We start from the raw sequence: 25,369 nt of genomic DNA, 5'->3' as shown, positions 1-25,369 counted from the left end.
GTTATTCACTCTCGCTTTTTTTTGCCTCTTTTAACTGAAAACCTTTTTATATTCTCGTGAAAAAACATCGAGTAATGACTTGTCATAGATAAAAAATACAATTCGTAGACTCGGGTATTTTGCACAAGTCTCTAACGCTATTCGCGCTGCTTTTTCATGGGGATAACCATAGGCACCACAAGACAGCGCCGGAAAAGCAATGGACTGGCATTGGTTTTTCAGTGCCAATTCACATGCACTACGATAAGCCGAATGCAACACAGCCTCTGGATTGTCTTCATTGCGATAAATTGGACCGACGCTATGAATCACAAACTTAGCGTTCAAGTTTCCTGCATCCGTAATCCGAGACTCGCCAAACGGGCAGCGGATACCATCGATACTTTTTACTTTCCTACATGCTTCTAGCAACTTGCTTCCGGCTGCTTTATGGATAGCACCGTCAACACCACCACCGCCCAACATTTTCGGATTGGCGGCATTCACAATACAATCTTCATTGGCTTTAGTGATGTCGCCAAAGATGACCTTAATATGCTTCATTCACCTTACCCTTTTGCGCTTAAATTTTGCCGCGCTGACCAGCCGCGCTTTTCCACTGAACGGATATTGTCTACCTTTTCAAGCTCTTCCAAATATGGCATCAAATACAGTAACTCTTCATCTCTTTGGTCACCGTAGAAAGATTTAACCGTTACTAAGTTCCCATAATTTCTGCGTAATTTCTTCGGCGTATTGTCCACCATAATGACAGATGCGAGGGGAAAGCCTTTTCGCTTCACTTTTTTGAGGTCTTTTATGTAGTCGTATTGCCAAGTCTCTGGGTCGAATTTAGTCGTACAACGGTGTCTTGACCACACAAATCGTGGAGACATACCGTCTCGAAAAACTCGGCTGACCACATGATTGGCATAGGTTTCGTTAGATGAAGTCCAAACCGCAACATCAAAATGTTGAAAGGCAAATTCTAGAAACAACTGAAGATAAGGTCTTAGATAAACAAAGTACTGACCCGCAATAAAATCATGCGTAAACTCCAAAGGAGTCTCGCTAGCATGAAGCAAGGTCTCATCGATATCCAAAATTAATAGTTTCTTTGCACTCTTGATACGTCATCCCCTTGTGTTGATTCAATCCATCGTTGCCGCACACTATAGCCGATTACTGCTACGCATAGCAGTAATAAACGCCATTTGGCCAGACGCCGTATTCGAAGCTGATATCGCTCTTTCGAGGCTACTATTTCGTTATGAAGTGTAACCCTGGTTTGATAAGGTAGCTCTCTCAAACCGATAACTTTCCTCACATCCAACCTATCCCATTACCGTTAATGGTACCGTGATATCATACGCTCATATCTTTGAATTAGGCGAAAGTGACTATCTGTTTCGCACACAAAAAAGGCCCCTTGAGGAGCCTTGCTGTCAAGAAGATGACCGTTTAAGAACCAAACAGTACAACTAGCACGGTAACAAGCGCCCCTACCCCTGCGATCTTAAGGCCATTTTTGTAGATCGGTAACTTGGGTAGAAACATCAAAAATGCCGAAACGACAAAGAATAATAATCCAACGCCAAAGAATATGTTCAACCAGAACAAAGGGCTGTTATTGGTTGCTTTGTGCAGTTTGACCATCTTTGACAATACTGGGTGATAGTCAGTAACCGTAATTATCGCCATTCCTGTCGATTTATCGTAGTTACCGCGATTAAAGGTAACATTCGTCGTCGTCTCAGACTCGATTTTCAGGCCTCGCATGCGAATTTTTTCCAGCGCACTCTCCGCCGTCAACGCGGGCGCGAGCTCGAGCTGTTTATGTTGTTCATACTTCATAAAATCAGTAGGGCGAAAAATAAGCAGTACACCACTTATGGCATAAACGGCCATAATTCCTGCGAGAAAAAAGCCCAGCCATCGATGGTACTTCCTAAAATCCATATGAAATTTGGCTGATGCCATTGCGTCTCCCCTCTATTTATATTCTACTTTTTATTGCTTGGCTGATAAGTCAGCCTACCAGGGTCGCAATGATAACGATTATCATTAAACTGTAAAGATGAAAAAGATAAGTGACAGCTTTCTATGTTAAATGGACTCAACCACATTACCTTGTCCACCTCGGACTTACACCGCTCGCTGCATTTTTACATCGATGTATTGGGCTTTACTGGCAAAGTAAAATGGCGGCAAGGCGCTTATTTGAGTTCAGGGGAATTGTGGCTGTGTTTATCGTTAAGCCCAACGTTAAGCCGTCAAACTGACGATTACACGCATATCGCATTCGATGTTTTACCCGAGCACTTTTTGTCGATGCGACAGCGTCTCGAACAATTTGGCGTCAAACGATGGAAAGAGAACCGCAGCGAAGGCCAGTCAATCTACATACTCGACCCAGATGGTCATAAGCTAGAAATTCATGTAGGGTCGTTACAATCTAGATTGGAGAGCTTAACAAGCGCACCATACGAGGGTTTGGTTTGGATGGACTAAACGAGTAAGGTGGTATTGACTAGGAACAAACCACCAGCAGCCATGATGCCCGCAATGATATCGTCCAACATAATACCAGTACCGCCGTGGACTCGCTGATCAATCACGTTGATTGGCCATGGTTTAAGGATATCGAAAAGACGGAACAAGACAAAACCAATCAAGAGTGTCTGCCACGTAATGGGGACCAGTAGGAACGTTATCATCATACCCGCAATTTCGTCCCAAACGATACTACCATGGTCATGTACACCCATATCTCGTGCCGTTCGACCACAGAAGTAGACACCGATAACGCAAGCCAAAAGCGTTACCAAGACGAACCCCACTGTCGGTAAATATTGCATACCAAACAGTAAAGGCAATGCCGCAAGGGAACCAAAGGTACCTGGCATTGCGGGAATCAATCCACTGCCAAAACCCAAGGCAAAAAAATGCGTTGGGTTGAGCATGGATACTTTCTCACGCAATGCCGGTTTCATTAAAAGGTATGCTCGTAGCCAATGCCGGATTCGACAGCGTATTTATCCTTGTAAAGCAAAGTGTCGATATTGCCTTTGTGACCATTCACTTGGCCAATACACGTTACTTGCACATTGGCGTTCGCGAGGGTGGTTTCAAGGTTGCCACGCTGTTCTTCATCGACGGTAAAAATGAGCTCATAATCATCACCTGCTGTCAGTGCATAATCGTAGGCCACTTTTGCATCAACTGTTTCAAACAGCGCATTGGAAATCGGCAAACGGTCAACGTGGATTGTCGCGCCGCACTCCGAGTCATCAAGAATGTGCTTTAGATCAGCGAGCAGACCATCTGATACATCGATGCAGGCATTGGCGATACGACGCAATGCCGTTCCCGCCATCACTCGAGGCGTCGGATACAAGTGACGATTGACCAAATACTCTTTGTTTTCCGTTGTCGCGTCCAAGGTATTTTTGAGGATATCTAGGCCAGCACCAGCGTCGCCCAATGACCCAGTGACATAGATCCAATCACCCGGCTTGGCGGCACTGCGTTTTAATTCACTACCCGGAGGCACAAAACCTTGGGCGGTGATCGTCATCGACATTGGCCCTTTGACCGTGTCGCCGCCAATTAATTGCACAGAGTAGTACTGCGTTAACTCATAAAGGCCAGACACAAACTCTTCTAGCCAAACATCATTAACACTCGGCATGGAGAGCGACAAACTAATCCAAGCGGGTTCGGCGCCCATGGCTGCCAAATCACTCAAGTTAACTGCTACTGCTTTGTAGGCAACCGATCTAGCCGGTGCATTTTCGAGAAAATGTACACCGCCGACTAATGTGTCAGTGGTGATGGCGAGCTGCTGATTTTCAGCTACCTTCGTGATGGCACAGTCATCACCAATGCCTACAACGACGTCTTTGCGTTGGTGGCCACCAGAAGCGAAATAGCGCCCTATTAAATCAAATTCTTTCACGGATTAAACCAGCGTTAGGAGAGTTACTTGAGAATAGACAACAACACGAACTTAACGTTCGTGTTGTCTGAGAGTTTTCACCGCTTTATCAAGCGCACCATTGACAAACTTATGGCTTTCTTCTGCACCAAAGTCTTTCGCAAGCTCAATGGCTTCATTGATGATCACGCGATACGGCACATCCATGCGCTCAGTCAACTCGAATGTCGCTAAGCGTAAAATAGCTTTCTCGATTGGATCTAGCTCTTCAGGCAAACGGCCAAGATACGGCTTGATTGTCTCATCAAGTTTCGACGCATTGTGTGCAACACCGCGCAATAATGCTTGAAAATAAGCCATATCTACTTTTTGCATATCGTTGCTGGTCGCTAATGCTAGCTCTACCTGATCGATAGCATTGTTACTCATTTGCCACGAGTATGCGCCTTGAAGCGCTAGCTCGCGAGCTTTGTGACGTGCAGACACTTTCACTCAATTCACCTATTAATTAAGCTCTTCTAGAGCAGCAACTACGTTAACCATCTCAAGCGCACCCAAAGCTGCTTCCGCACCCTTGTTGCCAGCTTTTGTGCCTGAACGTTCGATCGCTTGCTCAATAGAGTCTGTGGTAATCACACCAAATGATACAGGAATGCCAAAGTCTAAAGACACTTGCGCTAGTCCTTTGTTGCACTCACCCGCAACGAAGTCAAAATGCGGTGTGCCACCGCGAATGACGGCGCCTAACGCGATGATTGCATCAAATTTACCACTTTGCGCAAGTTTTTTGGCAGCTACAGGTAGCTCATATGCGCCCGGTACTCTCACTAGTGTAACGTCGTCGTCGCTGACTTCACCGTGACGCTCTAACGTGTCTAGTGCACCCTCTAGTAAGCTTTCAACGACAAAGCTGTTGAAGCGAGACACTACGATTGCAAACTTCTTTCCAGTCGCTCTGATATTACCTTCGATCACTTGCATGGTATTACCCCTAATAAAAAACGGCGCGCAGTATAGCACAACTGCGCAGAAACCCAATGTATTCGTTAATCGTGAATGTACTCTACCACTTCAAGGCCAAAACCTGACAGTGCGTGGTACTTCACTGGTTTACTCAATAATTTCATTTTCGTCACACCCATTGAGGCTAGGATTTGGCTACCCACCCCTACCGTGCGTGATGAGCCTTGCCAAGTGGCACCTTTTGGCTGTTCACCACTATCTTCTGCTGCAAAGCGTTTAACTTGATGCTCAATATTCTCTTCGTTGCCAAGTAACACCAATACACCACCTTCTGCATCTATGCGCTGCATCGCCTGTGGCAAAGTCATCGAGCGATTGATAGATCGAGTCGACCCCAACAAATCACTGAGAGTATTGTGCAAGTGGACACGAACCAAGGTTGGCTCTGTTTGAGACACCTCGCCTTTTTTCAGCGCGAAGTGCAGTTGGTTATCTATGACGTCTTTAAAAGTGTGCAGTTCGAACGTGCCGAATTCAGTGGGTAGTTCACACTGGGCCACTTTTTCGATCGTGGTTTCATTGAGGTTGCGGTACTCGATCATATCGGCGATTGTGCCAATCTTAATATCGTGTTTCTCAGCAAAGGCCTCGAGTTCAGGTCGACGCGCCATCGTACCGTCTTCATTGAGTATTTCCACAATAACTGCCGCTGGTTCACAACCCGCTAGACGCGCTAAATCAACTCCAGCTTCGGTATGGCCGGCTCTATTGAGCACCCCACCTTCTTTCGCAATCAACGGGAAAATATGACCCGGTTGCACTATGTCTGCCGCCTCGGCATCTTTGGCCACTGCAGCTAAGATTGTCGTTGCACGATCAGCCGCTGAAATCCCAGTCGTGACGCCTTCTGCGGCCTCTATTGACACTGTAAAATTGGTTGAGAACTGAGCGCCGTTGTTGTCAACCATTAACGGTAAGTTGAGACGTTTGCAACGCTCTTGAGTCATAGGAAGACAGACTAAACCCCGCGCATGTGTCACCATGAAATTAATGGCTTCAGGTGTCACGTGTTCCGCCGCCATAATGAGGTCCCCCTCATTTTCACGGTCTTCATCATCCATCAAAATAACCATTTTGCCTTGACGGATATCTTCAATAATTTCTTCAGTTTTATTTAATGCCATAATCTTTCGTATTCGTAGGGTAGAGTTATTTTTTTAAGAAACCATTTTCCGCTAAAAAGGCCATATCGATACCTTTTGACATGGGTTTTGCCGCATCGTCGCCCAACATAAGGCGCTCTAAATAACGGGCGATCACGTCGACTTCCAAATTCACTTTGGTACCCGCTTTGTACGTGCCCAGTACCGTTTCTTGTAGTGTATGTGGGATAATCCACAACATGAATTCGCTTCCATTGACGTCATTGACGGTTAAGCTTACACCGTCCACTGTAATGCTGCCTTTATGTGCGATGTACTTAGCCAATTCATCCGGCGCTTTGACCCAAATTTCAACGTAGTCTGTTTGGTTGACGATGCGAGAGATTTCTCCGACACCATCAACGTGACCTGAAACAATGTGGCCGCCTAATCTATCTGCGGCGCGCAGCGCTTTTTCTAAATTGACTTGGCTACCGACAGCGTAGTTTGCAAACCCTGTGTATCGTATCGTTTCTGCAGAAACGTCTGCACTGTAAAAACTATCATCATAGTCTACAACGGTTAAACACACACCGTTAGTTGCAATACTGTCGCCCATTTTCACATCGCTCATATCGAGCTTACCAGTCGCCACTGTTAAACGGATATCGTGGCCGCGGTTTTCCAGCTTAGTAATCGTTCCTAACGCTTCAATAATTCCAGTAAACATAGCATTCTCTTTACTTGTTTCGTTCAACGCGATACGTCAACTTGATGTCTTGTCCTAGGGTCTCTTGATTCACTAAAGACAAGTTAACCGCGTCCGACAATGAGGTAATATCGGGTAATTGCACAAGGGGCATGGCGTGGTGCCCGAGTATCTTTGGTGCGACATACACGATAAGTTGGTCGACTTCACCCGCTTCAAGCAGTGCTCCAGCCAACCCAGCGCCGCCTTCGACCCAAACATCATTGATGTCATTCGAGCCCAATTCAAGCATTAGCCTCGGTAAATCTACTTTGCCGTTGTCATTGCCAATAGTGAATTGAGATACACTTTGTGAAGGTATATGGGGACGACTTTTGGCATTTACCAGCCATATAGGGTGCCCATCCTGAAACATTTTTCTGTCGCTAGGCACAGCGTTTTCAGAATCGACAATAACGCGCAAGGGCTGGCGTACGTGCGCTAAAGGATAGTCGTCAAATTCAGCTTGCTCAGAGCGCACTAACAAACTTGGATCATCGGCAATCACGGTACCTGACCCCGTCAATACAGCACAGCTTTGTGCGCGATGACGTTGTACATCCTTTCTTGCTTCAGGCCCAGTTATCCATTGGCTTACCCCATTGGAAAGCGCCGTTTTGCCATCTAAACTGGCAGCCAGCTTTAACGTTACAAAAGGTTTTTGGCAAGCGACCCGCTTCAAGAAGCCTTGAATTAATTCTCGAGCTTGCGTTTCGCATACGCCTACGCGCACTTCGATACCGGCATTTTCAAGTTTGGCAATACCGCGTCCGCAAACTTGCTCAAAGGGATCTTTAATCGCGACCACAACCCGTGACAATGACGCAGCAATGAGAGCATCAGCACAGGGAGGCGTTCGCCCGTAATGACTACAGGGCTCGAGTGTAACATAGGCCGTGCCACCCGCAGCTTTATCACCCGCCATACGAAGTGCATGCACCTCGGCGTGGGGAGTACCCGCTTGAATATGGAACCCCTCACCTACCTTTTTAGCATTTTTATCTAAAATGACGCATCCTACTCTTGGATTAGGTGTAGTGGTATATCGGCCCTTTTTGGCAATAGCGAGTGCTTGTAGCATCCAAGTTTCATCTTGGCATAATTCGTCACTCATCATGTGAGGGTTATTTTCCATAGGATGGGTTAATCGCCGAGTTTCGCAATTTCTTCGCCAAACTCTCGGATATCTTCAAACGAACGATAAACGGATGCAAAACGCACATAAGCGACTTTGTCGAGTTCTTTCAGCGCATCCATTATCAAGTTACCTAATAGCTCGCTGCTGATTTCCCGTTCGCCCGTCGCTCGCAGTGCGGATTTCAGACCCAACACACATTTTTCGATTTGTTCGGTACTGACTGGACGTTTTTCAAGCGCTCGTTGCAGCCCTGCCCTCAACTTATCCTCATTAAAGGGTTCGCGAGAACCATCTCGCTTAATCACTCTGGGCATCACTAACTCTGCGCCTTCGAAGGTGGTAAACCTTTCGTGGCAAATCACACATTCGCGGCGACGACGAACTTGTTGTCCTTCAGCGACAAGACGAGAATCAATAACTTTGGTTTCTTGAGCAGAACAAAATGGGCAAAACATATATACCCTCTTAATTAAAGGGGCGGTGGACGCCGCCCCGGCAGGTATTTAAGCGTAGACAGGGAATTGAGCGCAAAGTGCAACCACTTCGCTTTGAACTCTCTCGACGACACTCTCATCACCCATGTTATCCAATACGTCGCAAATCCAAGATGCAACTTGCTTCGCTTCTTCCGTACCGAAACCACGGCGCGTAATTGCCGGGCTACCGATACGCAAACCACTGGTGACAAAGGGAGAGCGAGGATCGTTAGGAACCGAGTTTTTGTTTACCGTGATATTCGCACGACCCAGCGCAGCGTCTGCATCTTTACCTGTGATGTCTTTGTCGATCAAATCAAGTAAGAACAAGTGATTTTCTGTGCCGTTCGATACAATTTTGTAACCACGAGATTGCATGACTTCAACCATTGCCTTGGCGTTCACAACAACTTGTTGCTGATACGTTTTAAACTCTGGTTCAAGGGCTTCTTTGAATGCCACTGCTTTCGCTGCAATCACATGACACAAAGGTCCACCTTGATTACCAGGGAACACTGAGCTGTTGAGTTTCTTGTACAAATCTTCATCACCACACGCAGATAGAATCAATCCACCGCGAGGACCAGCAAGGGTTTTATGCGTTGTCGTCGTAACAACGTGTGCGTGAGGTAACGGGTTAGGATAAACGCCAGCGGCAACCAAGCCCGCAACATGAGCCATATCGACCAACAAGAAAGCACCGACTTTGTCAGCAATTTCACGGAATTTGGCCCAATCTACAACACCTGAATATGCAGAGAAACCTGCAATGATCATCTTAGGTTGATGTTCGTCTGCTAACGCCTCAACTTGCGCATAGTCAATTTCGCCAGTTTCTTGGTTCAAACCGTATTGAACGGCTTTGTATGTCTTACCAGAGAAATTTACGTGCGAACCATGAGTAAGGTGGCCGCCTTCTGATAGGCTCATACCAAGAACCGTATCTCCCGCTGCCAACATCGCCATAAAGGCTGCTGCATTGGCTTGTGAGCCAGAGTGAGGTTGTACATTGGCGTATTCTGCACCAAAAAGTTGTTTCGCTCTTTCAATCGCGAGATCTTCGGCGATATCAACATGCTCACAACCACCGTAGTAACGCTTACCCGGATAACCTTCAGCGTATTTATTGGTAAGTTGAGAACCCTGTGCTTCCATAACTCGTGGGCTGCAATAGTTTTCTGAAGCGATGAGCTCAATGTGATGCTCTTGGCGCTCCGTCTCTTTCGCCATTGCGGCGGCTAATTCTGGGTCAAAATCGGCAATAGTCATTTCGCGAGGTAACATGGGGGCTCCTTAACTGCGAGTTACAGATGGCATAAATCGAAGGCCTATTCTAGTCATTTTGGCCGTTATGTATACTGATTTGTGGCTGATTTATCACAATCGTTACTGGTACGCCCAGCAAACCGATTGTGATCATCGAAAATACCCGCTTATTTGGTTTGTTCTAGGGCTTTGACTCGTTGAATAACACTGTCGATACTGCGCAGGCGAGCTGCATTTTTCAACCAGTCTCGGTTCTTCATCGCTGGTTGCCCAGATGAATAAACGCCCGGCTCTGTAATATCGGCAATAACCATGGTGTAACCGGTAATTTGTACTTTGTCACAGATACTGATGTGACCATTTATTCCACACCCACCACCAATGACAACGTATTTACCGATATGGCAGCTACCAGCAATGCCCGTTGAACCACAAATACAGCTATGGTCATCAATGATGACATTGTGCGCTATCTGTACTTGATTATCGATAATGACATTTTTGCCAATAACGGTATCTTCGATTGCCCCCCGATCAATAGTTGTCGAAGCACCAATCTGCGTATCATCCCCCACTACAACACTTCCGGTCTGTGGGATAGGAATCCAAGTACCCGCATCATTGGCATAACCGAAACCGTCTGCACCTATCACACTCTGACTGTGTACTTTAACTCGATTACCTAATTTTACGTTGTGATATAGGGTCACGTTCGGGTTAATGACACACTTTTCCCCCAACGTCGTTTGATGCCCGATGTAAGAGTTGGCGCCGATTATCGAGTGATCACCAATAACAACTTCCGCTTCAACAACCACATTTGCCCCTAATGCAACGCCTGCACCTATTTTTGCCGACGGGTGAACGACTGCAGAAGGGTGAATATCGCTTGCCAATACAGGGGTGGTATCGAACAACTGGGCAATGCGTGCAAATGCGGCATGAGGATTTGCATGAACCAAAGCCGTTGCCTCATAGTCCGCGGCGGCTTTTTCATTAAGGATTACTGCAGCCGCCTTTGTCGTTTGCAATTGCCCTTTGTATTTAGGGTTGGTGAGAAATGATATGTCATTGCTAGCCGCATTCGACAACGTCCCCACCCCTTGGATAATTGTATTTTCATCACCTTTGGCTTCGCCACCGACATGGCTAGCAAGTTCAGCGAGTGAATATGACTTGTGTCCCATAGCCGTCAAATCCTCTGTATGTGTTTCATTGTTTAGGTTGATCCTACTGTATTTTGTAGACATCGTCCTGTCGCATATGGTGTTATCTTGGTGATTTTTCAATAAATGGCTAAATTTACAACAACTTCAAAAGATAACGCTGTGAATTGCGGTATGAGACTGGCATACCAATAGCAGATAAGTAAAATACGCCATTATTTATTCAAGGACATGTCATGTCACAATACGTATACACAATGCACCGGGTAGGTAAAATCGTTCCTCCCAATCGTCATATTTTAAAAGATATCTCTCTCAGCTTTTTTCCTGGCGCAAAAATAGGCGTGCTGGGCTTGAACGGCGCAGGTAAATCAACGCTGCTACGAATCATGGCTGGTGTTGATACTGAAATTGAAGGTGAAGCTCGTCCTCAGCCCGGCATTAAAATCGGCTACTTGCCCCAAGAGCCGAAACTGGATGAATCCAAAGACGTCCGCGGGAATATCGAAGAAGCCGTTGCCGATGTAGCGCATGCCATCACTCGTTTGGACGAAGTTTACGCCGCCTATGCGGAACCAGATGCAGACTTCGACGCATTGGCCAAAGAGCAAGGTGAGCTCGAAGCTATTATTCAAGCAAAAGATGGGCATAATCTCGAAAACGCATTAGAGCGTGCTGCCGATGCTTTGCGCCTGCCGCCTTGGGACGCTGATGTATCGAAGCTTTCCGGTGGTGAACGCAGACGTGTAGCGCTGTGCCGCTTACTACTTGAGAAGCCAGACATGCTGCTACTCGATGAACCAACCAACCACTTAGATGCTGAATCTGTGGCTTGGCTAGAGCGTTTCCTCCATGACTATGAGGGCACCGTCGTCGCGATTACCCACGATAGGTACTTCCTAGACAATGTGGCGGGGTGGATCTTAGAACTTGACCGCGGCCATGGTATACCGTGGGAAGGCAACTACTCTTCTTGGCTGGAACAAAAAGACAAACGTCTAGAGCAAGAAGAGAAAGCGGAAAACGCTCGTCAAAAATCCATCAAGCAAGAATTGGAATGGGTGCGAACCAATCCAAAAGGACGACAAGCGAAAAGTAAAGCGCGTATGGCACGTTTTGAAGAGTTGTCTACAGGCGACTATCAAAAGCGCAATGAAACCAACGAACTCTTTATCCCACCGGGTGAGCGCCTAGGTGATAAAGTGATTGAAGTGAGTGGGCTAAACAAGTCATATGGCGACCGCGTACTTATCGACAACCTAGAGTTTAAAGTGCCTAAGGGCGCGATCGTCGGTATTATTGGGCCCAATGGAGCAGGTAAATCTACCTTGTTCAGAATGCTGTCAGGTCAAGAGCAAGCCGATTCGGGTAACATTGATATCGGTGATACTGTTCAACTTGCCAGTGTGGAGCAGTTCCGTGATCACATGAATGAAAACAACACGGTTTGGAAGGAAATTTCCGATGATTCTGATGTGATTCGCATTGGCAACTTTGAAATTAATAGCCGAGCTTATTGTAGTCGATTCAACTTCAAAGGGACCGACCAACAGAAGTTTATCAAGGACTTATCAGGCGGTGAGCGCAACCGTGTACATCTCGCCAAACTGCTAAAAGCTGGCGGTAATGTATTACTTCTGGATGAGCCGACGAATGACCTCGACGTAGAGACATTACGGGCACTGGAAGAGGCGTTGCTCGAGTTCCCAGGCTGTGCCATGGTCATCTCGCACGATAGATGGTTCTTGGATAGGGTCGCTACTCACATCCTCGACTATCGCGATGAGGGCAAAATCAATTTTTATGAAGGCAACTACACAGACTATGAATCCTGGTTGAAAGACACCTTTGGTCATGATGTCGTTGAACCTCATAGATTAAAATACAAGAAGATTGCAAAGTAATCTATTGTCTTGAAAAGGCGCCACGCGGCGCCTTTTTTGTGCGCGTTAGCCTAACGAAAATGTCATCGACGTGGTGCCTATTCATAGACTACACTTAGACCAATCCAAACAGATAAATCATCCCTCGGCCTGAATAGTCGAGCTGGATGACTAAGCACTTTCATTAACCCCTTTTGTATTGACGGGAATGGAAGTGTGTATGGCTACAAAATCGTGCCTTGCTCTTAGGCCCTTTGCAGTATGCAAGTAGCCCAATTGCCCATTTGGGTTGGTATTGGCATTATTTTAATCAATCAACATGTAGAGAGCCGATGTCGGAACAAAGACAATTTTACCGAGTTGCCATTCATGGAAGTGGCAAACTGATTCAAGACAATCATGAGTGGAATGTAGATGTCGTCGATATTTCCCTGCAAGGGCTACGACTCAATGTCAATGTTGCTTCTCTTTCCGACGGCATTCCCAACAAACCAATGCGGGTTGTACTATCGTTGAATGAAGCCCTCCCCGAACTCAAAGCTTGGGTTCAAGTCACACATATGCTGCCAGCCACCGGTGACATGTCACCAGCTGTGTCGGTAGGTTGTAAGCTCACGGCTATTTCTGTTGACGATATCGCCATGCTGCGCCGCCTGATCATGCTGAATGCAGGCGACGACAACCTCAGTGATATAGAACTAGCCACATTGCTCGATGCGGTTTATGACAAGGCGTCAAGCGCCTCTGAAAGCTGAGCCACAGGAATCACGGTTAATCCCTCAATCGGGGCTTTAGGCGCATTAGCTTTGGGTACGATAGCTCGTTTGAAGCCGTGTTTCGCTGCCTCAATCAAACGTTCATTACCGTTTGGCACTGGACGAATTTCACCTGCAAGACCAACTTCACCGAATACGATTAGCTCCCTTGGTAGTGCTTGATTCTTGAAACTCGATACCATCGCAAGTAAAAGCGCCAAATCTGCGCTGGTCTCCGACACTTTTACGCCACCGACGACATTGACGAACACGTCTTGGTCACTCATTTGCAGATTACCATGACGGTGCATGACGGCAAGTAACATAGCCAATCGATTTTGTTCTAAACCAACAGCGATTCGCCTTGGGTTAGATAATTGTGAGTAATCGACTAGTGCTTGTATTTCAACCAGAAGTGGACGCGTCCCCTCCCATATCACCATCACACTGGAGCCAGGGGCCTGTTTTTCACCCCGACTTAGAAAAATTGCTGATGGGTTGTTTACCTCCTTCAGCCCCTTTTCCGTCATCGCAAAGACACCTAGCTCATTGACTGCACCAAAGCGATTTTTGTGGCTGCGCAAGGTGCGATATCTGCCGTCAGCATCCCCTTCCAACATCATTGAACAATCGATACAGTGTTCAAGTACTTTTGGTCCGGCGAGATTACCGTCTTTCGTGACGTGTCCAACGATAAACATCGCTATGTGATGTTGCTTGGCAAACCGAGTCAAATAGGCAGCACTTTCTCTAACTTGCGACACGCTACCGGGAGCAGATTGCACATCACTTACATGCATAACCTGAATGGAGTCTATCACCATAATTCTCGGATTGGCTGTTTTCGCCAAATCGCAAATAGTCTCAACATTGGTTTCCGCTAGCATTAGCAATTTGTCGTCAGGTAACCCCAATCGATTAGCCCTCATCGCAACCTGTTGAAGAGATTCTTCACCAGTTACATACAGGGCTGATTCATTACGAGCGAGGTGGCACATGACTTGAAGCAGTAAAGTACTCTTACCGGCACCAGGTGAACCACCAATCAGCATGGCACCACCGGGCACAATACCGCCACCTAAAACGCGGTCAAGTTCTTTAAAGCCCGAACTAAATCGAGGTAATGCCGCAAGGTCGATTTCTGACAATTTTTCAATTTTCGCCTGAGTTTGTCCTGCATACCCACTGGTCGATGCTCGGCTTTGCTTTGCCGAGCTGATGACAAATTCAGAGATGGTATTCCACGCTTTACATTCGGTACACTGGCCTTGCCAACGAGCAAACTCAGCGCCACACTCAGAGCAAACATAAGCGGTTTTACGTTTAGCCATAAATAAGGTATAACTTTGATAAGAATGGCGGTAGTTTAACACCGATATTCGGTTCAGTGCATACTGTCTGAATAGGCAAGCCATTTTTCATTCACACATAAAGGCAAGATTTGCCTACAATTTACTTTAGTTTAGGGACAAACTTGCCGATACGGGTTAGTCTACTTTTTCTATTGAGATTAGAACGCGATTCATGAGCCAAGATCTGCAGCAATATGCTCAAATCATTGAACAACTAAAGCCTATGGTGAAAGAGCCTGAATTCAATCAGGTGCTCAACCAAATGGCCAGTGAGTTGCCAAAAGAAAAGCGCTTTCTGCTAAAAATGGAACTCAAGCGCTTAGCGAAACCGTGCTTGAGAGCGATTGATTTGCGCGGTCAAGTCGACGGCGAGTGTCGCATTTATCAATATGCCGGCATCAGTCATTATCTCGATGATGTCGCAATAGAAGTCTTTGAAAATCAAGCCAGAATCTTTGGTGGCTACACCTTTGGTGTATATGAAAAAACCCTTCAAACTGAAAACAACTTCAAAGTTTTACGGGAAAAAGCGGAAAAACGCCAAGCTAAAGAAGAAAAGCGCGCAGAAGAAGATAAAGTCGGCACCGTGCTCAGTAAATACGATGTTCCTGTTGTCAATTTGCTGGAATACGCTCAGCGCTCTCAAGAGCGTATGAACTTTGCAAGTGCAATTGAGATATTCAGCGAAGATAACACCAGCACCCGTGGTACGAGTGTAGATATTTCGAAAGATGGCTTGAAAGTAAGAATCGGGGTTGAGCATATTTTCAAATCAGGAGAGCGCTTATCTCTCTATTTTCGTGGAATTGAGTCGGAATTTGCCCTCGATAAAAAGCAAGGGATTGTCTATCACATCGTCAAGATTGTTCGTGAGCGAGACTTTCAGTTTTTGATGCTGAAGCGGGCCCCCGACTTTCCCAATGCCGGATTTGACCAATTTTTAGAGAAGTTTATTCACGGTAATAAACGGCGTTATAAAGTCAATATGACTAACACCATTGACGCTATCATCAATAAGTCTTGCGAACAGTATTTCTCACCGCGGAGTCCAACGCTGCCTGTTTTTGTCGAGGTAGTGGACGGTATCCCTGCTCCCAGATACGCCATGCTCAATGAGGTGAATCGGGACATTATTTCCTACTGGAATGACGAGAATGATGAGTTAAAAATTGGTTTCATGCTCAACGAGAAGCGTCTTAAGTACCTCGTCAACAAAGCACTGCCAAATCGCGACATTTATGTATACGCCTTCAATCACATTCAAGACGGCAAGGTGTACTTTTATTCTGCGACTGCACAAGAGTTAGCAGAAAAAGCCCAGTTAAGAGACCTATATCTGTCTTTCGGTTCTCGTAAGGTGAGTTGGCGTGTATTCAAAATTAGCTTGAGCGATATGGATCCCAATCAAGCCCATGCGCCATTGTCTTTGCCGGACTCCGTTGGGACGAAAATTAAACGACAAAATGCGCCCCCTGCCCCGCGTTTAATGGCAAGGCTGAAAAACTTAAAATACATTGCTCAAATCACCGACGTTACCTCAGACTACGGACAACAGCGTTATGCACGGCTGAAACTGCGCCGAGATAACCTTGCTCATTTGCGGGCATTTGGTCATCCGAGAAACAGAATGCCAGCGCAAATCAAACCGTTTCGCTATAAATATCAAGAACAGCGAATGGAGACCCGCTATTTGCTCCGTTCTGCGTTGACAATGACATTTAAAGATCAAGAGTTTGTCGGTATCAGCGAAGATATATCCGTACATGGCCTGCGCGTAGAAATTCAAGGCGAGTTCGAAGGTGAAGTGAATCACCGCGTCTTTTTGGGCTTTCCAAGGTTGCAAGAAATCACAAACAAACACAATGTGATGAACTTGCAGTATCGTGTGGTACACATCTCTTTTGATAAAAACATTCTTCATTTAAAAGCCGTCTCAGGCGAGGAAGGCCAAACCGCTCGGCATTTCTTCGACGAGTTGATAAAGCAGAATCGCAGTCAGTTGAAGGCGTATCCAGATGAAGAAGAAATACCAGGTATTGGTCACGCGTTGCGCTGTATCAACGCCAAAAACACCTCCAATATGGCTTTTGTACTGCAAAAAGAAGGGGCTAGGTTTGTGCCCCAAGCTGCGGTTACCAGTGCAACAGAACATCGTCTCAACGCGGTTGCTAATCATTTTGCCTCGCAGGGCAATACGAACGTCGAATTTTTGTTTCGCGACCGCAATTTGGAAGACCCTTTCATCCAGCTTGGCTTAAAACAGGTTAAAGTCGAAAATCAACCGGTCAGACAGGAGATGTTCATCGCTTATGACCCTGGCCAAAAAGAAAGTCGGATGGCAATTATTCCACGGTTTAACAGCCGATTTGCCTCAGATGAAATGCGCTATAACTTCATCAAAGAAGCCCTCACTCGAGGACAATTTATTGCGATAAGTGTTTTACTGACAACGACCAACAAACCTGATTTAGAGCAATTGCAAGCCGAGATCAACTACGTTAGCGTGTACGCCATTCACAGAGCAAAAGAACTGGAGGAGAGGTTGTGGAGTGTGGTGGGTTGCGTTTATTTAACCGACATCACCGATGAAGTATTACTGCGTTACCGCATAGATAATGACCTCATAGAAAGTAATCAAAGCCGCCCTTCTCCTGTTAAGATGAAGAACAGCGGCATCGAACAGTTATTGAAACAATAACTATCCCGAGTGCTAGAGCAGGAAATACAAAGCCCGATACAAACCACCATTTCGAACAGCAACATCTGCCTTGGCACTGACAATGGGCTTAGCGTGAAAAGCAACACCCAGCGCCGCCACATCCATCATCACCAAATCATTAGCACCATCGCCCATCGCCATGGTTTGACTCATTGGTATTGACCACTGCGTTGCGAGTTGTTTGACTGTTTCGGCTTTCACATGCGCATCGATAATGCGGCCGTTGACTTTTCCAGTCAGTACCCCGTCTTCGATATCCAATTGATTAGACACCGCTACGTCTAGAGACAAACGAGATTGCACATGGTCTGCAAAGTAGGTAAAACCGCCTGAGGCAATACCCAACTTCCAATTGTGGCGTTTTAACTCATCTACCAGTATTGCAACGCCAGGCATTAGAGGAATCGCATCTCGAATCTGCGCTAATTTACTTACCTCAACGCCTGCCAGACATGCCACTCGAGTCAACAAACTTTCACTAAAGGGCAGTGCCCCTTGCATAGCCTGAGCCGTCACTTCGGCGACCTGTTCTCCAACGCCAGCCAGTTTGGCGATTTCATCGATACATTCAATTTGAATCACCGTACTGTCCATATCCATTATCAATAGGCCCGGCTCCGCTAGTGTTGGCGCCTCGCTATGAATAGCGACCTCTAGACAATACTGCTTAGCCAACGCTCCCAAGACATCGTTCAAATCCGATTCCCTGTTAACACGTGTTAAGCCTGCGACAACAACAACGTCACCCCATTTCTGATTAAACTTATGAAGTGAAAACTCACTGAATTCTACATACTCAGACAGTGCAACAACCACCGCATTGAGCTGTGAAAATGTGAGAGCTTGAGAAAATACAGTGAGGGTCGCAACGACAGCTTGGTCTGAACCTTGTGATTGGCTTTGCCATTTTCCGTCGCTAAATGTCGCGACGTCGTTGTCTGAGAGGAATTCAACAAGTGCTGAAGATGAATGAACAAACTCGGGGCTAATCATAGTTGGAAACTTTTTGGTAAGAATAAATCTAAGTGGGGTCATCCTAGCCTAAGTTGCAATAGGTGAAAATAACCACTTGGCAATAATTTATAATTAACCTATTGTGATGGTTTTAAGGCTTTGGACCTGTACTCGGCAAGTTTCGTTCACGCACACTTCTTGAACAAGACGTTTAGTTCAGTTCTGCGCTTCACTTTTCGTTATGTGGAATACCTCCCGAATCGTGTTTCTACACCGAATACCTGAAGCATAAACCTTTGCGAACGCATAAAATGAGGAGCATGTGCCTCAATGATAGAGAGGGAATCAGGACTAACAATGCCAGACGTATCGGCCAAGCAAAACGAGCAGAATACAGATACTAGCAGAAGCGCTGGTGTTTCCGCTGCGTGGTCAATTCCGGTACACAGTAGCTACAAAGCGATAAAACGAATGACTCATGCATTGTTTGTGCTTGTTTTTATAAGTGTTAGCCTTGTCTTAATCGTCACTGCAACTCAACATCGCCAACAATGGCAAACCATGCCATATGTCACAGCAAGTGACAGTATACTAGACCAGTATGCCGTTCTCTTAGCCCCCTCTTTAGCAAAAAGCGACTTAGCGCAACTCGAGCACATTCGAGGGGCTTTAATAAGCTCACCTAACTTGGTTGGCCTAGAACTTTATACGACCGAAGGTGAGCGTGTTTTTGGCTATGAGTCACCGAACTATCGAGACTTGGTTGACGAACAGTTTTTGTTAACCCGAATTAAACCAATTGTCCACGATGAACAGCAAATCGGTTATTTGTCTGTGATATTTGATATACAAACCAGCTTCGCTTTTGCCCAGTCGTCAGTAGACCGAAACCGCAAGACCATGGCATTAGTCTTGTTACTCGGAGGGATAATCGGTGCTTATTGCGTGCGTATTTTTTATAAGTTGCGTCGCTAACCAGTGGTCCTCGAAAGTACGGATTGCGAAAACACTCTGAAGTAATTCTCACTGGTAATTCGACTTACTTCTGCTAGGTCAACTTGCCAAATGTCTGCCAACACTTTTGCGATAATTCTCAGTCGACAAGGTTCATTACGTTGCCCTTGATACTCATTGATTGGCATATCCGGAGAATCCGTCTCTAGTACGATGGCAGACTGGGGCAAGCGAGAGATAACACGCCGCAGTTTTTCACCGCGAGGATACGTTACCAAGCCACCAACGCCAAGGATGTATCCTTTGTTTATATAATCCAAAGCGAGGGGCTCACTACCGTTAAATGCATGGATTAAACCGCCACAGTTAAACTGTGTTTTCTTTAAACTTGCCAAGATGTCGCTATGCGTTTTTCGATGATGAATGACTACAGGTAATCGGGCGTTTTGCGCAATAGACAGCTGCGCTTCGAAGACTTTAACTTGTTCGGCTTTATCAACATTAATAGCGCCATCTAGACCAATTTCACCAACGCCACACACCTGGCTCTTTTCATTTTGAAGCAATAGCGCAAGTTGGCTCAAATGAGAAGCCTCGAATGAGGATAAAAAATAGGGATGTAACCCAAGTGAGAAATCGGCGGACCATTGCTTAGCAGTGCGTATTTGATGCGCCCAACTTTGTCGTTGAGTACCGGGAATGTGCCATTGGGTGACCTCAGCAGCGATACTTTTTGCCACCACCTCAGCCCTGTCATTTTCGAAAATCGGGAAATCGAGGTGGCAGTGGGCATCAATCACGGCTTCTGTCCTAAGGCATTAGCCGCTGCGTAGTCCATGAGTTATCAGATTGGCGCTGATATTCGAACCTATCGTGCAATCTATCGGCGCCTCCCTGCCAAAATTCTATTTGGCTAGGTACGACTTTGAAGCCGCCCCAAAAGTCAGGCACGGGTAAACTCTTATTCGCAAACTTTTCCTTGAGTTGATGAAATTGTGTCATCAACAGTTCTCTTGTTGAGATGGGTTGGCTTTGCTTAGAGGCGTAAGCAGCGAGCTGGCTATCTTTAGGTCGAGAGAAAAAATAGTCGGCATTTTCTTTCAATGTTAGCGGTTGGGCCTCACCACAAACTCGCACTTGCCTTTCCATAAAGTGCCAAGGAAAGTGCAGCGACACTTTTGGATTTGCTTTTAGCTCTTGGGCTTTTCGACTGCCAAGATTGGTGAAAAAAACAAAACCCGACTCATCAACCTGTTTCAACAATACAATACGTTGTGAAGGTTGGCCGGTTGAGTCTACTGTCGCCACTGTCATGGCAGTTGGATCTGGAACATCCGCTTCAATCGCGTCTTTCAACCATTGGTCGAATAAGGTAATGGGGTTCGCGGTAAGCGCATCTTCCGACAATGTCGAAAGTGTGTATTGACGTCTCAGATCTTTAATTGCCATTGTTTCTATTCTTCTCCGTATCCCAGTGACCGCAAGGCTCTCTCATCGTCAGCCCATCCAGACCTCACTTTGACCCAAAGTTCTAAAAAGACTTTGTTGTCAAATAAGTTCTCCATATCTATACGCGCTTGCTCGCCAATAGTTTTAAGATGTTTACCACCTTTTCCGATGACCATGCGTTTTTGTGTTTCGCGTTCGACTAGGATCAAGCCATTAATGCGATAAACGCCGTTGTCGCCCATCTTAAACTGTTCAATCTCTACTGTGGTTGAATAAGGTAATTCATCACCGGTATACCGCATCAGTTTTTCACGGATAATCTCTGCAGCCATAAAACGGCTAGAACGGTCGGTAATATAGTCTTCAGGAAAGAAAAACTCGCTTTCAGGCAACGCTTCCAAAACCAAGTTGCGCAACTCTGGAATTTGCTTACCTTGCTTAGCGCTAACAGGAATAATATGGTCGAAAGGGTGTTGCTCATTCAACCATTGTAGTTGGGTCATTAACGCCTGTTTATCCTCGACTTTGTCGACTTTATTCACAACAAGATACGCTGGCAATTTTGACGCTTTGACTTTTTCAAGAACCATCGCATCATCATCGTTCCAACGGGTTCCCTCAACCACCATCAATACCAAACCCACTTCAGCTAGCGAGCTCGATGCGGCTCGGTTCATGTAGCGGTTAATCGCTCGTTTTTCTTCTTGGTGCAGTCCTGGAGTATCGACGTAAATGGCTTGTCTATTGTCCTCGCTATCAATCCCTAGAATGCGGTGCCTTGTTGTTTGAGGCTTGCGCGAGGTAATACTGACCTTTTGACCTAACAAACGATTCAATATCGTCGACTTACCCACATTCGGACGCCCGACTATGGCAACTAAACCACAATACGTTGTTTCAAGTTCTTCAGTCATTTTTTTGCTCCAACTTCTGCAATGTTAGCCTCGCCGCTTCTTGTTCTGCTTTTCTTCGGCTATTTCCTGTTCCAATAATTGGATTTTTCAGCGCAGCAACCCTGCAGCTGACTTCGAAGGTTTGAGCGTGATCTTTACCAGTAATCCGAACTACTTCATATTCAGGAAGAGGTTGTTTTCGAGATTGCAGTCGTTCTTGTAAACTTGTTTTGCTGTCTTTGGCGTGAGCATCGGGGTTGAGGGTATCAAAGCGCGATTTCCACAACGCGTGAATCACCTCTGTCACTTTATCGATGCCCGCCTCTAAATATATAGCACCAAGTATGGCTTCAACGGCATCGGCTAAAATAGAACTGCGTCTGTGCCCACCACTTTTCAACTCACCGGGGCCCAGCTTCAATAGTTCACCGAGATTTGCTTCCTGAGCCAACTCAGTGAGCGTTTCACCTTTCACTAGAGTGGAACGCATTCTCGTGAGCTTACCCTCAGGTTGGTTGGGATATTTTTGATACAGCGCATCGGCAACCACCATACCAAGCACGGCGTCACCCAAAAATTCTAAGCGCTCATTGTGCAATTTAGACGCACTTCGATGGGTCAAAGCTTGTTTGAGTAGTGCTTCTTCTTTAAAGATATAACCAATTGCTTTGTATAGTTTGAGGTAAGGATTGATACCTTGCATCAATCGATACCACCTACTCTGTCAAACCGCACTCCAGTCGGAACCCAAGTCGGTAACCATTCATCCTCACCGCGCTCAAATTCAAAGCTTATCCATATTGCGACAGCTTTTCCGACTAAGTTTTCATCTGGGACAAATCCCCAGAAACGGCTATCTCGACTGTTGTCTCGATTGTCACCCAATACAAAATATTGATTTTCTGGCACAACCCACTCGTTTCGACGCGTACCCGGTTGGGTGTAAAATTTAGAAGGGTGAGCCTCGATCTCTGGATTCACGAGAATATCGTGAGAGATATCGCCTAAATGCTCGGTATACTGAGCCAACGGCGTCATATGTTGTACAAAATCTCCCTGATTCACGAACGTTTTACTTACCGCCTCTAACTTAGGACACGTTGTCATTTCATCAGTACACTTAGGTTTGATATAGACTTGTTCATTTTGATAAACCACAGTGTCGCCAGGCAAGCCGACAACTCGCTTGATGTAGTCTACATTGGTTTTTTCAGGGTATTTGAACACCACGACGTCGCCGCGCTCTGGCTCACCAGTTTCGTAAAACTTGTGTCTAAACACTGGGTCTTTCAAACCGTAAGCATACTTTTCAACTAAAATGAAATCACCGACCAACAACGTTGGCATCATCGAGCCCGAAGGTATCTGGAACGGTTCGTAGATAAAGGAACGGAGAACCAAAACAAAGGCAATTACCGGAAAGATTTGTTGGGCAGTATCAACCAAATACGGTAGCTCATCACCCACGTTCCCTTCAATTTCACCTGTCGCCGCAGCGCGAATCGCTTCTGCTGAAGCTTTGCGCTTCGGTGCAAATACCAACGAATCAACAAGCCATATCAACCCTGATCCTAGGGTTAGAAACACCAAAATAAGAGAAAAGTAATTCGCCATTATTTATCAACCTTCAATACAGCAAGGAATGCATCCTGCGGCAGCTCAACGTTTCCTACTTGTTTCATACGTTTCTTACCTTCCTTTTGCTTCTGCAATAGTTTCTTCTTACGGCTCACATCACCACCATAACATTTAGCGATGACGTTTTTACGTAATTGTTTGACTGTACTACGCGCAATAATATGGTTACCCACTGCGGCCTGAATGGCGATATCAAACATCTGTCTTGGAATCAATTCTCGAAGCTTCTCAACCAAATCACGGCCGCGATACTGCGCGTTTTCTTTATGAGTAATGACGGCCAACGCATCTACTCTTTCACCGTTGATCAAAATATCCAAACGCACCATGTCAGATCCGACGAACTTCTTGAAATTATAGTCCAACGACGCAAACCCACGACTCGTCGACTTCAACCGATCGAAGAAGTCCAATACGACCTCAGCCATCGGCAGTTCATACGTAATGGCGACTTGCTTGCCATGGTATGCCATGTTGGTTTGCACACCGCGCTTCTCAACACAAAGTGTAATAACATTACCAAGAAACTCTTGAGGTACCAGAATATTGGCTTCGACTATAGGTTCTCGTATCTCTTCGATATCATTTATCGGTGGTAACTTTGACGGATTATCAACCTGAACCGTTTCGCCTTTGGTCGTCAGCACCTGGTAAATTACCGTTGGGGCTGTGGTTATGAGGTCAAGATTGTACTCGCGTTCAAGTCGCTCTTGAATGATTTCCATGTGAAGCATGCCTAGGAAACCAATGCGGAACCCAAAACCAAGGGCGGCCGAACTCTCTGGCTCATAAAACAAAGATGCATCGTTAAGACTGAGTTTTGCTAGCGCATCTCTAAAATCTTCATAGTCATCAGAACTGATTGGGAATACACCGGCATAGACCTGTGGCTTCACTTTTTGGAACCCAGGTAACGCTTCTGTAGCGGGCTGGCGAGCTAATGTAATAGTGTCACCGACAGGCGCGCCATGAATCTCTTTAATGCCAGCAATGATGTAGCCCACTTCACCTGACTTTAGCACACCAGTATCGGTTTGCTTCGGCGTAAAAATACCGACCTTATCGACCTGATGCACGTCACCATTAGACATAATTTGAATCTTATCTTTGGCATTCAGTTGCCCATCGATAATACGTACAAGAGATACAACGCCTTGGTAGTTATCGAACCAAGAGTCAATGATAAGGGCTTTTAACGGCGCTTCAACGTCGCCTTCTGGAGACGGGACTTGATTAACAATGACTTCGAGAACATCCTCAATACCGATGCCTGTTTTTGCAGAACAACGGACGGCGTCGATGGCATCGATACCTACGATATCTTCAATTTCTTCAGCAACGCGCTCTGGTTCAGCTTGGGGCAAGTCGATTTTATTCAGGATTGGAACTACTTCCATATCCATGTCTATCGCCGTGTAGCAGTTTGCTAGTGTTTGCGCTTCTACACCTTGTCCTGCATCAACAACCAGTAAGGCGCCTTCGCAAGCGGCGAGAGAACGCGACACTTCATAGGTAAAATCAACGTGCCCAGGTGTATCGATGAAATTCAGCTGGTAAGTCTCACCATCTTGGGCGGTGTAATTTAGCGTAACACTTTGTGCTTTGATGGTTATGCCTCGCTCTCGCTCGATATCCATAGAGTCGAGAACCTGGTCTGCCATTTCACGCTCGGTTAAACCACCACAATGCTGAATCAATCGATCAGACAATGTCGATTTACCGTGGTCAATGTGAGCAATAATACTAAAGTTACGAATGTGCTTATGTTGCATAACGCTGGAAATCACCTGCAAGAAAAACTAAAACTCCACCTGAAATCAGGTTCGTGAAACGCTGTGAAAATTCGGCACACAACGAACAGTGATAAATCCGCGCCCTATCTTACGTCGATTGCAAAAGAGAACACATTTATCACTAGTCATTGCGCCGAATTAAACGCGACGTTACTCCGTACAAC

26 protein-coding genes are annotated in these 25,369 nt (G+C 46.0%); 5 read left to right on the top strand and 21 right to left on the bottom strand.

The window, feature by feature from the left end; all coding sequences use genetic code 11:
• Window positions 1-30: 30 nt before the first annotated feature.
• The 3 genes from AC27G9_RS19410 to AC27G9_RS19400 form a co-directional block, all read right to left on the bottom strand.
• On the bottom strand, window positions 31-543 hold the full coding sequence (locus tag AC27G9_RS19410) for a macro domain-containing protein (RefSeq protein WP_487076137.1): 513 nt from the start codon (window positions 541-543) through the stop codon (window positions 31-33).
• Between the two features lie 5 nt (window positions 544-548).
• The gene (locus AC27G9_RS19405; protein WP_487076136.1) at window positions 549-1,082 is read right to left on the bottom strand and encodes an NIF family HAD-type phosphatase; all 534 of its coding nucleotides are present in this window, start codon (window positions 1,080-1,082) and stop codon (window positions 549-551) included.
• Between the two features lie 358 nt (window positions 1,083-1,440).
• A complete protein-coding gene (locus tag AC27G9_RS19400) occupies window positions 1,441-1,959 on the bottom strand; it encodes a hypothetical protein (RefSeq protein ID WP_487076135.1) in 519 nt (172 codons plus the stop codon).
• 123 nt (window positions 1,960-2,082) lie between these two features.
• On the opposite strand from AC27G9_RS19400, the gene fos reads away from it, so the two are divergent.
• Complete coding sequence (gene fos / locus AC27G9_RS19395) at window positions 2,083-2,490, top strand: fosfomycin resistance glutathione transferase (protein WP_487076134.1); 408 nt, start codon at window positions 2,083-2,085, stop codon at window positions 2,488-2,490.
• Here the strand turns inward: fos and AC27G9_RS19390 are convergent.
• The 10 genes from AC27G9_RS19390 to lpxD form a co-directional block, all read right to left on the bottom strand.
• Window positions 2,487-2,972, bottom strand: a complete 486-nt coding sequence (locus AC27G9_RS19390) for a phosphatidylglycerophosphatase A family protein (RefSeq protein WP_487076133.1) — start codon at window positions 2,970-2,972, stop codon at window positions 2,487-2,489. The two genes, fos and AC27G9_RS19390, sit on opposite strands and share 4 nt — an antisense overlap.
• Window positions 2,972-3,937 (bottom strand): thiamine-phosphate kinase, encoded by a 966-nt coding sequence (gene thiL, locus AC27G9_RS19385; protein ID WP_487076132.1) that lies wholly within the window; start codon window positions 3,935-3,937, stop codon window positions 2,972-2,974. Before thiL ends, AC27G9_RS19390 begins: the two co-directional genes overlap by 1 nt.
• Before the next feature lie 51 nt (window positions 3,938-3,988).
• Window positions 3,989-4,408 carry a transcription antitermination factor NusB gene (gene nusB / locus AC27G9_RS19380; protein ID WP_487076131.1) on the bottom strand — a complete coding sequence of 140 codons (420 nt, stop codon included), beginning with the start codon at window positions 4,406-4,408 and terminating at the stop codon, window positions 3,989-3,991.
• Window positions 4,409-4,420: 12 nt separating this feature from the next.
• Window positions 4,421-4,897 carry a 6,7-dimethyl-8-ribityllumazine synthase gene (ribH, locus tag AC27G9_RS19375; protein ID WP_487076130.1) on the bottom strand — a complete coding sequence of 159 codons (477 nt, stop codon included), beginning with the start codon at window positions 4,895-4,897 and terminating at the stop codon, window positions 4,421-4,423.
• 65 nt (window positions 4,898-4,962) lie between these two features.
• Entirely contained in the window at window positions 4,963-6,063 is a 1,101-nt protein-coding gene (gene ribBA / locus AC27G9_RS19370; protein ID WP_487076129.1) for a bifunctional 3,4-dihydroxy-2-butanone-4-phosphate synthase/GTP cyclohydrolase II, read from the bottom strand.
• Window positions 6,064-6,088: 25 nt separating this feature from the next.
• A complete protein-coding gene (locus AC27G9_RS19365; RefSeq protein WP_487076128.1) occupies window positions 6,089-6,751 on the bottom strand; it encodes a riboflavin synthase in 663 nt (220 codons plus the stop codon).
• A 10-nt stretch (window positions 6,752-6,761) separates the two neighbouring features.
• Window positions 6,762-7,904 carry a bifunctional diaminohydroxyphosphoribosylaminopyrimidine deaminase/5-amino-6-(5-phosphoribosylamino)uracil reductase RibD gene (gene ribD, locus AC27G9_RS19360; protein WP_487076127.1) on the bottom strand — a complete coding sequence of 381 codons (1,143 nt, stop codon included), beginning with the start codon at window positions 7,902-7,904 and terminating at the stop codon, window positions 6,762-6,764.
• 8 nt (window positions 7,905-7,912) lie between these two features.
• Entirely contained in the window at window positions 7,913-8,362 is a 450-nt protein-coding gene (gene nrdR / locus AC27G9_RS19355; RefSeq protein WP_487076126.1) for a transcriptional regulator NrdR, read from the bottom strand.
• Between the two features lie 48 nt (window positions 8,363-8,410).
• Entirely contained in the window at window positions 8,411-9,667 is a 1,257-nt protein-coding gene (gene glyA / locus AC27G9_RS19350; RefSeq protein ID WP_487076125.1) for a serine hydroxymethyltransferase, read from the bottom strand.
• Between the two features lie 149 nt (window positions 9,668-9,816).
• Complete coding sequence (gene lpxD, locus AC27G9_RS19345) at window positions 9,817-10,836, bottom strand: UDP-3-O-(3-hydroxymyristoyl)glucosamine N-acyltransferase (RefSeq protein WP_487076124.1); 1,020 nt, start codon at window positions 10,834-10,836, stop codon at window positions 9,817-9,819.
• 215 nt (window positions 10,837-11,051) lie between these two features.
• On the opposite strand from lpxD, the gene ettA reads away from it, so the two are divergent.
• Both ettA and AC27G9_RS19335 read left to right on the top strand, forming a co-directional pair.
• Window positions 11,052-12,719, top strand: a complete 1,668-nt coding sequence (gene ettA / locus AC27G9_RS19340) for an energy-dependent translational throttle protein EttA (RefSeq protein ID WP_487076123.1) — start codon at window positions 11,052-11,054, stop codon at window positions 12,717-12,719.
• 311 nt (window positions 12,720-13,030) lie between these two features.
• Complete coding sequence (locus tag AC27G9_RS19335) at window positions 13,031-13,453, top strand: PilZ domain-containing protein (protein ID WP_487076122.1); 423 nt, start codon at window positions 13,031-13,033, stop codon at window positions 13,451-13,453.
• Here the strand turns inward: AC27G9_RS19335 and radA are convergent.
• Entirely contained in the window at window positions 13,420-14,784 is a 1,365-nt protein-coding gene (gene radA / locus AC27G9_RS19330; protein WP_487076121.1) for a DNA repair protein RadA, read from the bottom strand. The two genes, AC27G9_RS19335 and radA, sit on opposite strands and share 34 nt — an antisense overlap.
• 193 nt (window positions 14,785-14,977) lie before the next feature.
• On the opposite strand from radA, the gene AC27G9_RS19325 reads away from it, so the two are divergent.
• A complete protein-coding gene (locus AC27G9_RS19325; RefSeq protein ID WP_487076120.1) occupies window positions 14,978-17,503 on the top strand; it encodes a PilZ domain-containing protein in 2,526 nt (841 codons plus the stop codon).
• A gap of 12 nt (window positions 17,504-17,515) precedes the next feature.
• On the opposite strand, the gene serB is transcribed toward AC27G9_RS19325, so the two are convergent.
• Window positions 17,516-18,517: a phosphoserine phosphatase SerB gene (serB, locus tag AC27G9_RS19320; protein WP_487076119.1), complete on the bottom strand. Its 1,002-nt coding sequence runs from the start codon at window positions 18,515-18,517 to the stop codon at window positions 17,516-17,518.
• A gap of 318 nt (window positions 18,518-18,835) precedes the next feature.
• Between serB and AC27G9_RS19315 the strand changes: the two genes are divergently transcribed.
• A complete protein-coding gene (locus AC27G9_RS19315; protein ID WP_487076118.1) occupies window positions 18,836-19,453 on the top strand; it encodes a hypothetical protein in 618 nt (205 codons plus the stop codon).
• On the opposite strand, the gene AC27G9_RS19310 is transcribed toward AC27G9_RS19315, so the two are convergent.
• The 6 genes from AC27G9_RS19310 to lepA are packed head-to-tail and all read right to left on the bottom strand — an operon-like array spanning window position 19,450 to window position 25,184.
• Window positions 19,450-20,232, bottom strand: coding sequence for a TatD family hydrolase (locus AC27G9_RS19310; protein WP_487076117.1), 783 nt, complete (start codon window positions 20,230-20,232; stop codon window positions 19,450-19,452). The two genes, AC27G9_RS19315 and AC27G9_RS19310, sit on opposite strands and share 4 nt — an antisense overlap.
• 10 nt (window positions 20,233-20,242) lie before the next feature.
• Window positions 20,243-20,881 (bottom strand): pyridoxamine 5'-phosphate oxidase, encoded by a 639-nt coding sequence (pdxH, locus tag AC27G9_RS19305; protein ID WP_487076116.1) that lies wholly within the window; start codon window positions 20,879-20,881, stop codon window positions 20,243-20,245.
• A gap of 5 nt (window positions 20,882-20,886) precedes the next feature.
• On the bottom strand, window positions 20,887-21,795 hold the full coding sequence (gene era, locus AC27G9_RS19300) for a GTPase Era (RefSeq protein WP_487076115.1): 909 nt from the start codon (window positions 21,793-21,795) through the stop codon (window positions 20,887-20,889).
• Window positions 21,788-22,477: a ribonuclease III gene (gene rnc / locus AC27G9_RS19295; RefSeq protein ID WP_487076114.1), complete on the bottom strand. Its 690-nt coding sequence runs from the start codon at window positions 22,475-22,477 to the stop codon at window positions 21,788-21,790. Before rnc ends, era begins: the two co-directional genes overlap by 8 nt.
• On the bottom strand, window positions 22,477-23,388 hold the full coding sequence (lepB, locus tag AC27G9_RS19290) for a signal peptidase I (RefSeq protein ID WP_487076113.1): 912 nt from the start codon (window positions 23,386-23,388) through the stop codon (window positions 22,477-22,479). Before lepB ends, rnc begins: the two co-directional genes overlap by 1 nt.
• Window positions 23,388-25,184, bottom strand: a complete 1,797-nt coding sequence (lepA, locus tag AC27G9_RS19285; protein ID WP_487076112.1) for a translation elongation factor 4 — start codon at window positions 25,182-25,184, stop codon at window positions 23,388-23,390. Before lepA ends, lepB begins: the two co-directional genes overlap by 1 nt.
• Window positions 25,185-25,369 lie beyond the last annotated feature (185 nt).

The sequence above is a fragment of the Alteromonas sp. 5NS40-0096 genome (assembly GCF_057544385.1).
Note: the sequence above shows the minus strand (reverse complement) of the source record. Positions and strands in the feature narration are given on the sequence as shown.

What these genes read in the sequence shown, in the direction of transcription:
- AC27G9_RS19410 (WP_487076137.1), bottom strand. Translation starts at nt 543, where the DNA reads ATGAAGCATATTAAGGTCATCTTTGGCGACATCACTAAAGCCAATGAA.
- AC27G9_RS19400 (WP_487076135.1), bottom strand. Translation starts at nt 1,959, where the DNA reads ATGGCATCAGCCAAATTTCATATGGATTTTAGGAAGTACCATCGATGG.
- fos (WP_487076134.1), top strand. Translation starts at nt 2,083, where the DNA reads ATGTTAAATGGACTCAACCACATTACCTTGTCCACCTCGGACTTACAC.
- AC27G9_RS19390 (WP_487076133.1), bottom strand. Translation starts at nt 2,972, where the DNA reads ATGAAACCGGCATTGCGTGAGAAAGTATCCATGCTCAACCCAACGCAT.
- ribH (WP_487076130.1), bottom strand. Translation starts at nt 4,897, where the DNA reads ATGCAAGTGATCGAAGGTAATATCAGAGCGACTGGAAAGAAGTTTGCA.
- ribBA (WP_487076129.1), bottom strand. Translation starts at nt 6,063, where the DNA reads ATGGCATTAAATAAAACTGAAGAAATTATTGAAGATATCCGTCAAGGC.
- AC27G9_RS19365 (WP_487076128.1), bottom strand. Translation starts at nt 6,751, where the DNA reads ATGTTTACTGGAATTATTGAAGCGTTAGGAACGATTACTAAGCTGGAA.
- ribD (WP_487076127.1), bottom strand. Translation starts at nt 7,904, where the DNA reads ATGGAAAATAACCCTCACATGATGAGTGACGAATTATGCCAAGATGAA.
- nrdR (WP_487076126.1), bottom strand. Translation starts at nt 8,362, where the DNA reads ATGTTTTGCCCATTTTGTTCTGCTCAAGAAACCAAAGTTATTGATTCT.
- glyA (WP_487076125.1), bottom strand. Translation starts at nt 9,667, where the DNA reads ATGTTACCTCGCGAAATGACTATTGCCGATTTTGACCCAGAATTAGCC.
- lpxD (WP_487076124.1), bottom strand. Translation starts at nt 10,836, where the DNA reads ATGGGACACAAGTCATATTCACTCGCTGAACTTGCTAGCCATGTCGGT.
- ettA (WP_487076123.1), top strand. Translation starts at nt 11,052, where the DNA reads ATGTCACAATACGTATACACAATGCACCGGGTAGGTAAAATCGTTCCT.
- AC27G9_RS19335 (WP_487076122.1), top strand. Translation starts at nt 13,031, where the DNA reads ATGTCGGAACAAAGACAATTTTACCGAGTTGCCATTCATGGAAGTGGC.
- radA (WP_487076121.1), bottom strand. Translation starts at nt 14,784, where the DNA reads ATGGCTAAACGTAAAACCGCTTATGTTTGCTCTGAGTGTGGCGCTGAG.
- AC27G9_RS19325 (WP_487076120.1), top strand. Translation starts at nt 14,978, where the DNA reads ATGAGCCAAGATCTGCAGCAATATGCTCAAATCATTGAACAACTAAAG.
- serB (WP_487076119.1), bottom strand. Translation starts at nt 18,517, where the DNA reads ATGATTAGCCCCGAGTTTGTTCATTCATCTTCAGCACTTGTTGAATTC.
- AC27G9_RS19315 (WP_487076118.1), top strand. Translation starts at nt 18,836, where the DNA reads ATGCCAGACGTATCGGCCAAGCAAAACGAGCAGAATACAGATACTAGC.
- pdxH (WP_487076116.1), bottom strand. Translation starts at nt 20,881, where the DNA reads ATGGCAATTAAAGATCTGAGACGTCAATACACACTTTCGACATTGTCG.
- era (WP_487076115.1), bottom strand. Translation starts at nt 21,795, where the DNA reads ATGACTGAAGAACTTGAAACAACGTATTGTGGTTTAGTTGCCATAGTC.
- rnc (WP_487076114.1), bottom strand. Translation starts at nt 22,477, where the DNA reads ATGCAAGGTATCAATCCTTACCTCAAACTATACAAAGCAATTGGTTAT.
- lepB (WP_487076113.1), bottom strand. Translation starts at nt 23,388, where the DNA reads ATGGCGAATTACTTTTCTCTTATTTTGGTGTTTCTAACCCTAGGATCA.
- lepA (WP_487076112.1), bottom strand. Translation starts at nt 25,184, where the DNA reads ATGCAACATAAGCACATTCGTAACTTTAGTATTATTGCTCACATTGAC.